Below are 13,970 nucleotides of genomic sequence, written 5' to 3' on the forward strand. Positions count from 1 at the left end.
TTATTAATATAAAAATATTCATAACCGTTAACACATAACCATTTGGCCTTCAAATCTGCCATTTGAATAAAATGAAACTGAAAAAAACCACTTTAAAGTTAGAATAAAAATACAAATTCCGTCATTTACTTTAAAGGCAATTTTATTGAAGTAAATGATTTAACAACGAAACCTTATTGGGAGATTCAAAATGAGTTACGGTTATTCTTCTTATGGCTTCCAACCCGGATACGGCGGCTATTACGGCTACGGCTGGGGTGGAAAAGGCGGAAGTAAAGACAAGGGAGGAAAAGGCAAAAAAGGAGGATGGATCGATTGCTATCCCGATCATTACTACCCGCCCTTATACCCCCAGCCCAAACCCAAACCACAACCTAAACCCGACTGGGGTCAAGACGGAAAAGGCGGCTGGAAACCGATTCCCAAACCCAAACCACAGCCTAAACCCGATTGGGACGATGACGACAAAGGCAAAGGCAGTTGGAAGCCCAAGCCACAACCCAAACCCCACCCCAAACCCGATTGGGACGATGACGACAAAGGCAAAGGCAATTGGAAACCCAAACCGGACAATCCCGATTCTAAAAATCCTGACGGCTGGCAGCCTTTACCCAAGCCCGAGCCAATGCCGAAACCTGAGCCGAAACCTGAGCCGAAACCTGAGCCGAAACCTGAGCCGAAACCTGAGCCGAAACCTGAGCCGAAACCTGAGCCGAAACCTGAGCCGAAGCCTGAGCCGAAACCTGAGCCGAAACCTGAGCCGAAGCCTGAGCCGAAGCCTGAGCCGAAGCCTGAGCCGAAGCCTGAGCCGAAGCCTGAGCCGAAGCCTGAGCCGAAGCCTGAGCCGAAGCCTGAGCCGAAGCCTGAGCCGAAGCCTGATGATTGCGTAGATTGCAAAGACAACAACCCGAATCCCGACAACAGCTTTGGCGGCATCGATAAAAACCCCGGCAACATCATTGACGGAAAAATTATCGGCACCGACCATAAAGACACCATTTACGGCACCCAACACGGCGACATCATTGACGGTCGCGGCGGCGCCGACGTGATCTACGGAAAAGGCGGCGACGACATCATTTACGGCGACAACAACGGTGATACGCTCTACGGCCAAGAAGGTAACGACACCTTGTATGGCGGTAACGGCAACGACTATCTCAACGGCGGCGTAGGTGACGACATCATGCGCGGCAACCAAGGTAACGATGTTTATCTGGTTGAACAAGCAGGCGATAAAGTGATCGAACTGCCCGGAGAAGGCTTGGATACCGTTCGCACCTATATCAACTACGAACTGCCCGACAATGTTGAAAACCTGATTTTGATGGGCAATGCCAACCTGAACGGTACCGGCAACAGCCTCAACAACGAAATCATCGGCAACGGTGCCAACAACGAGTTGCGGGGCATGGGCGGAGACGACCGCCTGATCGGTAAAGGCGGTTCCGACTGGTTAGACGGCGGAACAGGCAACGACTACCTCGAAGGCGGCGCAGGCAACGACACTTATGTGTTTAACAAAGGTTACGGCAAAGATGTTATCTGCGATTACGATACCACTGCCGGCAACCACGACGTGATCGAATTCTGGCACGGTTTGCACTCTTCCGATCTGGAATTCAGCCGCAACGGTAACGACTTGACCATCTCAGCCAACGATAAAGATATTCTCACCGTTGTGAAATGGTTTGAAAGCTCTGCCTACCGCATCGAAGAATTCAACTTCGACGACGGCAGCGTATGGGATACCGCAGCCATCGACAAAGCCTTGAGTGCTCAAGGCGTTGACACCGGCTACGCTACCGCAAGCTACGATTCGGTAGCTCTGCCGAATAACAACGAAGGCATTATCTAAATAAACGGCACACATATTGCGGACGGCCGCCGCAATTTGTAAACCGCTGAAAACATCCCCCGAAAACTGCCCTGTTAAGGCGGTTTTCGGGGGATTTTTATTGCCTGCAAAGTTTTCCTGCCAACAAACAAAACCTTTACAGACATCGGATACAGTCTATTAACTTAAGTTTAATAATAAAAGCCGTCTGAAAACCTTTTCAGACGGCCTCTAATCAATATATGTTAGACATGCGTATTAACGACCGATACGGGTGTGCGACGTTTCCACGCCGCCTTTCACTTCTCCGTATATCTGCCGTGAACCGGAGCCGGATTGTGCGCACGAAGCCAACAACACCGCCAATATTGCCCCATACCATACTTTCATGATTACCTCCTCAAACCGTCAATCTACTTTGCAGACAAAATGGAACGCGTCGATTTCAAACCCGCTTTCAAAATACAAACGGTGGGCGGGTGTGCGCTCGCTGCCTACATCGGATTGGACATGAATTTTACGGATGCCGGATTGTTCGGCAATTTTTTGAACTTCGGCCAGCAAGCGCGCGGCATAGCCTTTGCTGCGTCCTTGCGGAATCGTTACCACATCGTCGATATGGATATGGCGGCCGCTGGCGAGATTGGTTTGCTCGCGGAAACCGCATACGGCCACGGCATTGGTTTTGCCTTCTTCAAAAATACCCAACAACCGGTAGCCTTGCGGACGTTGGTGGGTGTTAACCTGCTCGACAAAGCGGGATACATCGTTCAGCGTAGTGCGCAAAATGCTTAATGCGGCAAAGGCCACGGCAGTTTCTTCTTCGCCGATTTCACGCAACACGCTCTGTACGGTTTCTGCCTTTTGCTGCTCCGCAACGGCCTCTTGCACGACCGCTCCGCCCGCCACCGCCGCTACCGGCGGTATTTGCGCCGCCGTTTCTTTAGCCGCCGCCTGCTCATCTATTAACGATTGGCAATCCATTACACGCAAATCGTTGTCGGCGGCAAAATCCATCAAAAAGCGGAACATCGAGGGGTTGATTTCTTCGAGCTTTTTGTCTACCGCCACGCAGCGGATTTTATCGACCAATATCGGATGTACCCACTCGTGATAAGACAGCCGGTTGCCCTTATCAAAAGAAGATAAGATACCGCACAGCCGCTCAGCCCAATCGCTCGGACGGAACACTTTTCCGTTGCTGGTGGTGCCGTGAATGATGATTTCATAGGGATTGCAAACTAACATGGGCGGCTCGCTTTAACTATATTGTTGTTCGGCGCGGAATAAAACAAAATGGCGCAATACCGGATAATTCTCTTCTTTGTGGCGACGATTATACCGTAGTGCGGTATCAATCTAAAGCATCAGCCCGTCGGACGGAATAAAATGGTGCGTGAAAGGAGGCTGCCGCCGCACGCTGTTTTCAGACGGCCTCACCTGCTTCTGCCAGCTTTTCCTGCACCACCCGCCATACCGCATCTACGGGTATCGCTTCCAACATGCGGGTAGGATCGTCTGTATTGATGCTGTCCGGATGGGGCAGCTCGCCGAAATCTCCCGCCCACACGACCGTTGCTTTGTCGGAATAGGGCCGCCAGCGGCTGACCCAGCTCGGCCCGAACAAGGCTACTTGCGGTTTGTCGAGCGCAGCAGCCATGTGCATGGGAACGGAATCCACACCCATAAACAGTTGCGCGCCGTGAATGGCGGCGGCCAGCTCGCGCAAGTTCAGGCATCCCGACAGCTGCCATACTTTTACTCCTTCGGGAATATTCAGACGGCCTGTAATGTCTGCCAACATAGCTTGCTCTTGAGAATCGGGAGCTGCGGTTAATACGATATTGCGGCCGCTGTCGAGCAGGCGTTGCAGCAGTTCGGCATATTTACCGTTATCCCAACATTTAAACTGCCAGCGCGAACCGGGGTGCATCAACACATAAGCCTCTCCCTGCCAGCCGCGTTCCGTTAACTTGGCATGCAGCGATTCGCGGGTAAGGGTATCAATCTCCATGCGCACTTTAGGCCGGTAAGCGTTATAGAGCCGCCACAACGGGCGCAGCACCGCCAAATGGTTTTCGACAATATGGTGCTCATGGCCGAGATCTTCGCTCAATTCGTTATGGCAAAACCGCCACAGCGCATTATCGCGCTTGCCGTACCGCAGGCTCGCGCTGCGTTTGCCGCACAACTTGGCCACCGCTGCCGCGCGCCATTGGTCGGAAAGGTTGAACACCCAGTCGTAACCTTGTGCTTTCAAATCGGAAAAGAGTGCCGTTTCATGGGCAAGCTGCTGCCGCACTCCCTGCTTTTTCCATTGGCGGTCAATCGTAAAAATACGGCGTATCTGGCTGTTGTCGCGCAAAATATCCGCCGTTTCGCGATACACCAGCATATCGACGGCGCAATCGGGATAAGCCTGTTTGATTTTATCGACAACAGGCGTGGTCAGCAGCACATCGCCGTGATGCCGCAATTTAATAACCAAAACGCTTTTAGGCGCATGCTCGTAGTGAGAACTCATGTTGACAAACCTTTTTCAGACGGCATCAGGCGGCGGCGGTGCGCCTGCCGGATGTTTGTAACGGTTGTAGGCGAAAAGATATTGTTCGGGAAACCGGCGGATCCAATTTTCGACATTTTGATTGATGACCGCCGCATCGTGCTGTTTATCGCCGGTCAAGCCGCCTTGCAGCGGTTCGATGTGCAGCACGAATCCTTGTCCTTCGGGCAAACGCTCGCCGCAGAAAAACAATGCCTTCACGCCTTTGATCTGCGCCAATTTGGCGGCCAAGGTCATGGTATAAGCAGGCTTGCCGAAAAAACCGGCCCACACGCCCTCTCCGCCTTCCTGCGGGTCGGGTACATGATCGGGCAGCACAATCGTTGCTTCGCCGGCCCGCAGAGCTTTGATAATCTGCTTGACACCTTGAATATTCGCCGGGGCGGTGCGGCCTTTGTCACGCACCCTGCCTGCCTGCATCACTTCGTCGAACGCTTTGATTTTCGGCGGTTTGTACATGGCCGTAAGCGGGAACGGCAAGCGGTGGCTGATGTAGCGGCCGGCAATATCGTAGCTGCCGATGTGCGGTGTAATCAACAACAACCCTTCGCCGTTGTCTAAGGCCGTCTGAATATGTTCCCAGCCGTGTACTTCTTTAAACAGCGCCGCCACTTCTTCAGGCCGTCTGAAAAAAGCCACCGGCAGCTCCAAACCGCCCTTGGCGGTTTCCTGCAACACCGCTTTTACCATTCGGTCGTCTGAACGGATGCCGGCAATCTCCAAATGCTTGCGGATGCGTTCCCGGTTCGAAGCCGAAACACGGAACGCCAATCCGCCCGCCACGCGGCCGACAACATGCAGCAACGGCAAAGGCAACGCAGCAAACAGGCGGAAAATCAAAGCAATCAGTTTCTGCATGAACATAAAAAAGGTGATAGAAAAATGCTGCTATTGTAATAGAAAAAAGGCACGGCCAAACCACTCTTCAAACAAAAAGCTTCCGCCCCTGCACCGCTTTGATTCCGCTTTTTTCAGACGGCATGCCCCGCCCCAAAACGGCGTTCTCTGCTATAATCCCAGCGTTTATTTTCTACCCGCCGCATCCTTTTGGCCTGCGGCTTCGTTATTTAAGAAAGCATTCCCCCATGAGCGAATATTTATTCACTTCCGAATCGGTATCGGAAGGCCATCCCGATAAAGTGGCCGACCAGATTTCCGATGCCATTCTCGATGCCATCTTGGCGCAAGACCCGACTGCCCGCGTGGCTGCCGAAACTCTGGTCAACACCGGCTTGTGCGTGCTTGCCGGCGAAGTAACCACCACCGCACACGTCGATTACATCAAAGTAGCGCGCGAAACCATCAAACGCATCGGCTACAATTCTTCCGAGCTGGGCTTTGACGCCAACGGCTGCGCGGTCATGATGTGCTACGACCAACAGTCTCCCGACATCGCCCAAGGCGTGAACGAAGGCGAAGGCTTGGACTTAAACCAAGGCGCGGGCGACCAAGGCCTGATGTTCGGCTACGCTTGCGACGAAACCCCCACGCTGATGCCGTTTGCCATTTATTACAGCCACCGCCTGATGCAACGCCAAAGCGAAGTGCGCCGCGACGGCCGCCTGCCGTGGCTGCGCCCCGATGCCAAAGCCCAAATTACCGCCGTTTACGATGCCGAAACCGGCAAAGTCAAACGCATCGACACCGTGGTATTGTCCACACAACACGCCCCGGAAATCGAGCATGAAGAGCTGCGCCAAGCCGTGATCGAACACATCATCAAACCCGTGCTGCCGAAAAACATGCTCACGGAAGACACCAAATATCTGATCAACCCCACCGGCCGTTTCGTCATCGGCGGCCCGCAAGGCGACTGCGGCTTAACCGGCCGTAAAATCATCGTCGATACCTACGGCGGCGCAGCCCCCCACGGCGGCGGTGCATTTTCCGGCAAAGACCCCACCAAAGTCGACCGCTCCGCCGCTTATGCCTGCCGCTACGTTGCCAAAAACATTGTTGCCGCAGGCTTGGCCACCCAATGCCAAGTGCAGGTTTCCTACGCCATCGGCATTGCAGAACCGACCTCGATTTCCATCGACACCTTCGGCACGGGCAAATTGAACGAAGAAGAACTGATTAAATTGGTACGCGAACATTTCGACCTGCGCCCGAAAGGCATTGTGCAGATGCTCGACCTGCAACGCCCGATTTACAGCAAAACCGCCGCCTACGGCCACTTCGGCCGCGAAGAACCCGAGTTTACTTGGGAGCGCACCGACAAAGTGCCGGCATTAAAAGCGGCCGCAGGTTTGTAATCCTGCCGAGCCGAATAACTTGAGGCCGTCTGAACATTCGTTTTCAGACGGCCTCAAGTTTATTCAGACACTACGTTCTTAATTATTGTTCGGACGGCTTTCCTTCTCCGAATACACCGGCAACTCCGGCACAGTGCGCGCAGATTCAGGCACGGAACCCGACAAGGTATTCAAAAACGCTACGATTTTTTCTACCTCTTCTTTCGGCAGTTCTCTACCCAATTGGGCTTCGCCCATAATGCTCACCGCTTTATCCAACTCCCACACGCTGCCGTCATGGAAATAAGGATAAGTACGGCTCACGTTACGCAAACCCGGCACGCGGAACACAAACTTATCGCTTTCCGCTTTAGTCACTTCAAAGCGGCCTTCGTCATGTTTTTTGCTGCCGGTAAACTGCCAATAAGGGCCTTTGACCAAACCGAATTTCTGGAAAGAATCTCCGCCCAGCGTTACCCCTTTGTGGCAGGCGATACAGCCGTTGTTGATAAACGAACGTACACCTTGGCGTTCGGTTTCATTCAAGGCATTGATATTGCCTTTCAAATAATCGTCCCACTTCGTCGGCGTGAGCAAAGTGCGCTCGAATGCCGCAATCGCATGGGTAATGTTTTCAAAAGAAACCGCACCGCCTTTTTCGGGAAACGCCTCTTTAAACAAAGCCTGATATTCGGGAATGCCTGCGATTTTTTTCTCAACCGATGCTTGGTCGGTATTGGCCATTTCCACCGGATTCAACAGCGGGCCGCCGGCCTGCTCTTCCACCGTTGCCGCGCGGCCATCCCAGAACTGGCTGCCCAGCAAGGCCGCATTCAATGCAGTCGGAGAGTTGCGCTCGCCGAAAGTACCCTTGTGCCCCGGGCTGGTCGGCAGATTGTCCACACCGGCGGTGGCAAGGCTGTGGCAAGAATTACAGCTTACCGTATTACCCTTCGACAAACGCGGCTCATACCACAACTGATGACCCAGCTTAACCTGTGCAGGCGTAATAGGATGGGCTTTCTGCATTTCAACCTCATCGGGCAGCGGCTGGAACAATGTTTGAGCCTGTTTCAACAACTCTTTGTCTTCGGGCGAAGCATTACTGTTGTCCACAGCCGCTTGAGAGGCCGCAGAGGCAGCAACAGCAGGCGCGGAAGCCGCTTCGGTTTGCGCAGGTTTTTCTTTTTCACCGCAAGCAGAAAGAGCCAACAATACAGCAAGGGCAACACTGCCCTTATTCAAAACATTTTTCATGGTGGTTCCTTAATATTTATGGTTATTTGATATCGGTATTGACCAAGACGGTTAAACAACAAAATCCTTACAAACATTTTCAGTATAAACATCATCTTTTTTCTTGATTTGCTTAAAATCAATGTTTTGCAATCTATAAAAATTACAAATCACATCAATAGCCATTATTAAAACGGCTGCCGTCGATTCATACCGTCTTCCATTTACCCGTCCGCCCGCCATTGCTGCTTTACCAAACTTGCACCCCTACGGTGATTGTTTTAAAGTTAGCCCATTCCAACAATGAGAATACCAATATGAATATCACCGTTATAGGCGCAGGCTCTTGGGGAACCGCGCTTGCCCTACATTTCGCACAACACGGCCACCGTATTTCGTTATGGTCGCGCAATGCCGAACACATGCAAACCCTTCGGCAAGACCAAGAAAACAAACGCTACCTTCCGGGCTTTTCCTTTCCCGACACCCTCAGCGTCCATACCGACTTACAAGAAGCCCTGAAAAACACCGAACTGGTATTAATCGTTACCTCCGTTGCAGGGTTGCGCGACAGCGTCAAACTTTTAGTCGAACACAACGCCGGACACCTGCCCATCCTTACAGCCTGCAAAGGCTTCGAACAAGACACCGGCCTGCTCACCTTCCAAGTCGTTAAAGAAGTCGTACCCGACAACACCAAAATCGGCGTCTTATCCGGCCCAAGCTTTGCCCAAGAATTGGCCAAACAACTGCCTTGTGCCGTTGTGTTGGCTTCGGAAAACAAAGAATGGACAGAGGAACTGATAGGCCGTCTGAACAGCAACGTATTGCGCCTTTACGGCAGTGAAGACATCATCGGCGTAGCCGTAGGCGGTGCCGTCAAAAACATCATGGCCATCGCCACCGGCATTTCAGACGGCCTCGAATACGGACTCAACGCCCGCGCCGCCCTCGTCACACGCGGTCTCGCCGAAATCACCCGCCTTGCCGTCGCCATGGGCGCACAACCCAAAACCATGATGGGGCTGGCCGGCATCGGCGACCTGATTCTTACCTGCACCGGCGCACTTTCACGCAACCGCCGAGTCGGCTTAGGCTTGGCAGAAGGCAAAGAACTCCACCAAGTATTAAAAGAAATCGGCCACGTATCCGAAGGCGTCAGCACCATTGAAGAAGTATTCAACACCGCCTGCACATACCAAATCGACATGCCGATTACCCACACCCTGCTCCAGCTGCTCCGAAAAGAACTCAATGCCCGCCAAGTTGTCGAACGGTTAATGGAACGCGAAACCCGCTTCGAATAACCCTTTACTTACCCGTCACATATCAGGCCGTCTGAAAAACATCACGTTCAGACGGCCTTATTTGACAGTCCCATCCATCCCTACTATGCTTGCCCCCATATCAACCGAGCGGTACACAACATGAATCAATCTCTGGAAAAACTCGAAATCAATGTTTACCAGCTGGTACAGAAATTCGAAACCCAGCTGGGCGAAAACAAACGCCATCAAGAAGAAATCGCCCGCCTGAAAAGCGAAATAGCCCGACACCAAATGGCACAAGAACAGCAAAAAAACGAACACCAAGCTGCCGTCGACGAATTGAGCGAAGCCCTCATGGTACAAATGAGCAACCTCAAAAACGAAATGCAGAACCGCATTCAAACCGTTACCGACGAAATGCAAAATAAAATCGACGATCTTACCGCCGAAAACCAAAAATACCGCGACGCATTGAATGCCAGCGCCGAACACCTCCGCAAACTGCTGGCACGCCTGCCGCAAGAACCCGAAGCAAACCAATAAATAAGGATACCCGACAATGAGTATCGAACAAGTCAGCCTCGACATCATGGGCCGCTCATTTACCATCGGCACACCGTCAGAAGAAAAAAACACCCTTCTGCAAGCCGTCAACATGCTGAACCAAAAGTTTGACACCATCAAACAAACCGGCCGCATCGTCGAAACCGACAAAATCGTCATCATGGCCGCACTCAACGTCGTTCACGACCTCCTAAAAATGTCGATGAAAGATGATTTGGCAATCGGCGATTTTGAGCGTAAAATAACAGACATGATTAATGCTTGCGATAAAGTTTTATCCAAAACGGCATAGCAAGCCAAAAGCTTTTTCCCTGCGGTGTTCGCGAAGGCATACATTCCTTTGAACCAATACGTTCGCTTTAGGTTGCCGGGAGATGCAGTGGGCGCGAGCGTCTTTACAGATGCACCCGAAACTGCCCGTGGTGACCGCCTTGTCAGCAAGGTTCAAGCGGATTCAGCCTAAACGACACCAGCGGGGATTCTCCAAAACAAAATGCTGCCGTTAGGCGGCATTTTTTCTCCTGATAAAAAATCAACAACCAAACACATAAACTCTCACAAACCATTCAACTCAAGCCACACTCAAGCACACAGAAACAGCAACCAATACAACACCATTCAGCTTTCATTCTAAAGTCTTCAACGTATTTTCCCAAGCAACTCAAATCAGATTGACAGACTTCCGAATCATCTATAAAATCGGCAGCTTTCTATATCTATCTGGATTACCCCTTATGAAAACCTTTTCAGCCAAGCCGCATGAAGTAAAGCGCGAGTGGTTTGTGGTTGACGCCCAAGATAAAGTATTGGGTCGCGTTGCCGCAGAAATCGCCCGTCGCCTGCGCGGCAAACATAAGCCCGAATACACCCCGCACGTTGATACCGGCGACTACATTATCGTCATCAACGCAGACAAACTGCGCGTAACCGGTAATAAAGCTTTAGACAAAAAATATTACCGTCACTCAGGTTTCCCCGGCGGCATCTACGAGCGCAACTTTACCGAAATGCAAGAAAAATTCCCTGAGCGCGTTTTGGAAAAAGCCGTTAAAGGCATGTTGCCCAAAGGCCCCTTGGGCTATGCCATGATCAAAAAACTGAAAGTATACGCCGGCTCAGAGCACGGCCATGCTGCACAACAACCCAAAGTTTTAGATATCTAAGGACACCACATGAACGGTAAATATTACTACGGCACCGGCCGCCGCAAAAGTTCAGTGGCTCGTGTATTTCTGCAAAAAGGTACCGGCCAAATCATCGTAAACGGCCGCCCTGTTGACGAATTTTTCGCCCGCGAAACCAGCCGCATGGTCGTACGCCAGCCTTTGGTTCTGACTGAAAATGCCGAATCTTTCGACATTAAAGTAAATGTAACCGGCGGCGGCGAAACCGGCCAATCCGGTGCTATCCGCCACGGCATTACCCGTGCCTTGATTGATTACGATGCAGCCTTGAAATCTGCATTATCTCAAGCCGGCTTTGTTACCCGCGATGCACGTGAAGTTGAACGTAAAAAACCGGGTCTGCGCAAAGCACGTCGCGCAAAACAATTCTCAAAACGTTAATTCCTATTACTTATTTACGTTTACATTATCAAAAATCCCTGTTTACAAACAGGGATTTTTCTTTTGGGCAGCAAATGTATTGCAATCACACACTGAGACCTTTGCAAAACTCCCATCTGCGGCGCATTTCTGCGTTGTGCGCTGCTCGCTCGTTTGCCTATCTATATGATATGTCTGCACTCGCTGTGCTGCTACGCCTTGAACTGCATCCGCATTTGGGAGTTTTGCAAAGGTCTCACACTGGCAGTACACCTACCATCCAAACGTTAAAAATTACTCTTCTTCAAGCATTACTTCTCTTTTCATTCACAACAATACTGAAATAAAATCATCATTCATACCCATATCGCCTATATCGAAAAATCTTCTTCCACCGGTTGATACAAGATTTTATCAATTCTCTCCCTATTCAAGCCCGGTGCAAATAAATTAATAAAATCATAAGTATAACCACGCAAATATGTATCAGGGCGTAAAGCGATATAAGTTTGGGAGGGTTCAAATAAATGAGAAGCATCAATAAGATGCAAATCCCGATCCAATTGTTTGTCGTAAGCCATTTTCGCCATCAAACCTACGCCCAAACCCAATCTCACATAAGTTTTCAAAACATCGGTATCCGCAGAAGACAATGCAACAGAAGGCATATCCAGTCGAGCTTTATAGAATGCACGGGAAATATTGCTGTTATTATTTATCGCAAATTCATAGGTTACCAAAGGAAAGCGGGCCAAATCCGACAAACTAAGCGGATTCATACATTCCAACAAAGGATGATGGTCAGGCACCAAAACCGCATGAGTCCACTCGGAACAAGATAATTTCCGCAATTCATCACCTTCTTCCAAAGATTCTGTTGCGATAGCAAAATCAGCCTCGCCGCTGACAACCATTTGAGAAATGGCCGATGGATTACCTTGTTTGATACTGAGTTTAACCTTAGGGTATTTTTTCACAAATTCCGATACCACCTTAGGCAAGGCATACCTTGCTTGCGTATGGGTAGTGGCGATAGTTAACGAACCACTATCCTGATCGGTGAATTCATGACCGATATTTTTGATATTCTGCACATCACGCAAAATACGCTCTGCCAACTCCAAAACTGCTTTACCCGGCTGAGAAACGGAAACCACCCGTTTCCCGCTGCGTATAAAAATTTGAATGCCGAGCTCCTCCTCCAATAAGCGGATTTGCTTGGATATACCCGGCTGCGAAGTAAACAACGCTTCTGCCGCCTCCGATACGTTCAAATTATGACGAGAAACTTCAAGAGCATAACGTAATTGCTGTAACTTCATATAAATATTAATTAATAATGAGATAGAAATTTGTGGGCTATGTACGACAATCCAACCAGAATGTAGCATACTTTAACAAAATCTGTCCTATCACATAAAAATGCACAGTAAAGCTTTTGTTTTTTAATAAACAATCTTTTAATTATATCAACGGGCCATATTCTTTCGGATATGTTTGTGTATCTTTTGTACAACTACTAATTACCCTACTTCCTGATTTATCGATAAATAAATGACACAAGATTGATTTTTCGGCATGATTTATGAACAGGAAGCGGGTCTTTGCCGTTGTGTGCCGGCGTCGTGCTATTGACAGTTTGCCCCCAGCTTCTTTATAGTGCAAACTGATATATCCGATTTGCCGCCGTTTTACAACAGTGGCCTGTATATTTGGTGATTTGCAGCGGATAAGCAAACTTTAACCGCTGCATAACAATCTTTGATGAGGGAATAAAATGACCAAACAGCTGAAATTAAGCGCCTTGTTCGTTGCATTGGTGGCTTCAGGCACCGCAATGGCCAGCGAACCGCATACCAAACACGGTTACACCGTAGACCGCCAACAAACTGTTGTACGCAACAACTACGGCGAGTGCTGGAAAAATACCTATTTCAACAAAGAAACTCAAGGCCGTATTGAGTGTAACGATGCCGTAGCCGTATCTACCGCTCCTCAATATGCCGATGAAACCGTTTCTTTATCTGCTAAAACATTGTTCGGTTTCGACAAAGACAATCTCCGTCCTGAAGCTGCCGAAACTCTGAACGGCTTGGCGCAACGCTTGAGCAACACCAATGTTGAAGCTGTACGCGTTGAAGGTCACACCGACTTCATGGGTTCAGACGAATACAACCAAAATCTGTCTGAACGTCGTGCCAATGTTGTGGCCAACTACTTGGTTAGCCGTGGCGTTTCTTCTGGCAAGATTTCTGCTGTAGGTTTGGGCGAATCTCAAGCACGCATGACTGCTTCTTGTGAAGCAGAAGTAGCCAACTTGGGCAAAAAAGTATCTAAAGCTCAAAAACGTGCTGCTCTGATTGCGTGTATCGAACCTGACCGTCGTGTAGATGTTAAGATCCGCACTTTGGTTACCAAACAAGTAGCTCCCGGCCATGTTGAAGGCGAGCGCCCTGCTACTGAAGGCGGTTGGATTCCCGGCCCTGCTTCTAAATATCACGGCTACACCCGTCCGTAATTTTTTACGACAGAAATTTACTCTGAACCCCGCTTTATGCGGGGTTTTCTTTTGCTTAGAAAACATGCCAAGAAATATAGCGAATAAACTTATTTTTGATACAGTGCAGTAACGCCGTAGCAGAAATAAAGTTTATTTGCTATAAGATATATTCGATGCATTATTTTCAATATATCTATAGCCAATCCACTTAACTTTTACTACGG

At 49.9% G+C, this 13,970-nt stretch carries 14 protein-coding genes, 1 other RNA gene and 1 pseudogene; 10 read left to right on the forward strand and 6 right to left on the reverse strand.

Translation table 11 applies throughout. From position 1 onward, the window contains the following. Positions 1-190 precede the first annotated feature (190 nt). Positions 191-1,858 (forward strand): calcium-binding protein, encoded by a 1,668-nt coding sequence (locus tag AKG43_RS13595; RefSeq protein WP_054600131.1) that lies wholly within the window; start codon positions 191-193, stop codon positions 1,856-1,858. A gap of 237 nt (positions 1,859-2,095) precedes the next feature. Here the strand turns inward: AKG43_RS13595 and AKG43_RS13545 are convergent, their stop codons facing one another. From AKG43_RS13545 to AKG43_RS08455, 4 genes are all read right to left on the reverse strand, one after another. After that, positions 2,096-2,227: a hypothetical protein gene (locus tag AKG43_RS13545; RefSeq protein WP_255351195.1), complete on the reverse strand. Its 132-nt coding sequence runs from the start codon at positions 2,225-2,227 to the stop codon at positions 2,096-2,098. Between the two features lie 18 nt (positions 2,228-2,245). Next, complete coding sequence (locus tag AKG43_RS08445) at positions 2,246-3,085, reverse strand: GNAT family N-acetyltransferase (RefSeq protein ID WP_054600132.1); 840 nt, start codon at positions 3,083-3,085, stop codon at positions 2,246-2,248. A gap of 178 nt (positions 3,086-3,263) precedes the next feature. Next, a complete protein-coding gene (gene rfaQ / locus AKG43_RS08450; protein ID WP_054600133.1) occupies positions 3,264-4,361 on the reverse strand; it encodes a putative lipopolysaccharide heptosyltransferase III in 1,098 nt (365 codons plus the stop codon). Between the two features lie 15 nt (positions 4,362-4,376). Further along, the gene (locus tag AKG43_RS08455) at positions 4,377-5,258 is read right to left on the reverse strand and encodes a lysophospholipid acyltransferase family protein (RefSeq protein ID WP_054600164.1); all 882 of its coding nucleotides are present in this window, start codon (positions 5,256-5,258) and stop codon (positions 4,377-4,379) included. Between the two features lie 227 nt (positions 5,259-5,485). Between AKG43_RS08455 and metK the strand changes: the two genes are divergently transcribed. Further along, positions 5,486-6,655 carry a methionine adenosyltransferase gene (gene metK, locus AKG43_RS08460; RefSeq protein ID WP_054600134.1) on the forward strand — a complete coding sequence of 390 codons (1,170 nt, stop codon included), beginning with the start codon at positions 5,486-5,488 and terminating at the stop codon, positions 6,653-6,655. A 78-nt stretch (positions 6,656-6,733) separates the two neighbouring features. On the opposite strand, the gene AKG43_RS08465 is transcribed toward metK, so the two are convergent. Beyond that, on the reverse strand, positions 6,734-7,891 hold the full coding sequence (locus AKG43_RS08465; protein WP_054600135.1) for a cytochrome-c peroxidase: 1,158 nt from the start codon (positions 7,889-7,891) through the stop codon (positions 6,734-6,736). Between the two features lie 296 nt (positions 7,892-8,187). On the opposite strand from AKG43_RS08465, the gene AKG43_RS08470 reads away from it, so the two are divergent. The 7 genes and pseudogenes from AKG43_RS08470 to AKG43_RS13660 all read left to right on the forward strand — a co-directional run. Next, positions 8,188-9,177, forward strand: a complete 990-nt coding sequence (locus AKG43_RS08470; protein ID WP_054600136.1) for an NAD(P)H-dependent glycerol-3-phosphate dehydrogenase — start codon at positions 8,188-8,190, stop codon at positions 9,175-9,177. Positions 9,178-9,297: 120 nt separating this feature from the next. Beyond that, complete coding sequence (locus tag AKG43_RS08475) at positions 9,298-9,681, forward strand: hypothetical protein (protein ID WP_054600137.1); 384 nt, start codon at positions 9,298-9,300, stop codon at positions 9,679-9,681. 16 nt (positions 9,682-9,697) lie between these two features. Then, positions 9,698-9,994 (forward strand): cell division protein ZapA, encoded by a 297-nt coding sequence (locus tag AKG43_RS08480; protein ID WP_054600138.1) that lies wholly within the window; start codon positions 9,698-9,700, stop codon positions 9,992-9,994. Between the two features lie 13 nt (positions 9,995-10,007). Then, positions 10,008-10,185, forward strand: a non-coding RNA gene (gene ssrS / locus AKG43_RS12380) — 6S RNA. A 251-nt stretch (positions 10,186-10,436) separates the two neighbouring features. Next, positions 10,437-10,865, forward strand: coding sequence for a 50S ribosomal protein L13 (rplM, locus tag AKG43_RS08485; RefSeq protein ID WP_054600139.1), 429 nt, complete (start codon positions 10,437-10,439; stop codon positions 10,863-10,865). A gap of 9 nt (positions 10,866-10,874) precedes the next feature. Continuing rightward, complete coding sequence (gene rpsI, locus AKG43_RS08490; protein WP_054600140.1) at positions 10,875-11,267, forward strand: 30S ribosomal protein S9; 393 nt, start codon at positions 10,875-10,877, stop codon at positions 11,265-11,267. A 74-nt stretch (positions 11,268-11,341) separates the two neighbouring features. Next, positions 11,342-11,503 (forward strand): annotated as a pseudogene (locus AKG43_RS13660) (signal peptidase); the annotation flags it as partial. 114 nt (positions 11,504-11,617) lie between these two features. Here the strand turns inward: AKG43_RS13660 and AKG43_RS08495 are convergent. Beyond that, complete coding sequence (locus AKG43_RS08495) at positions 11,618-12,568, reverse strand: CysB family HTH-type transcriptional regulator (RefSeq protein ID WP_054600141.1); 951 nt, start codon at positions 12,566-12,568, stop codon at positions 11,618-11,620. A gap of 455 nt (positions 12,569-13,023) precedes the next feature. Between AKG43_RS08495 and AKG43_RS08500 the strand changes: the two genes are divergently transcribed. Continuing rightward, the gene (locus AKG43_RS08500) at positions 13,024-13,764 is read left to right on the forward strand and encodes an OmpA family protein (RefSeq protein WP_054600142.1); all 741 of its coding nucleotides are present in this window, start codon (positions 13,024-13,026) and stop codon (positions 13,762-13,764) included. Positions 13,765-13,970: the final 206 nt, after the last annotated feature.

The organism is Neisseria sp. 74A18, from assembly GCF_001308005.1.
In the GTDB taxonomy this organism is placed as follows: Bacteria; Pseudomonadota; Gammaproteobacteria; order Burkholderiales; family Neisseriaceae; genus Neisseria; species Neisseria dumasiana.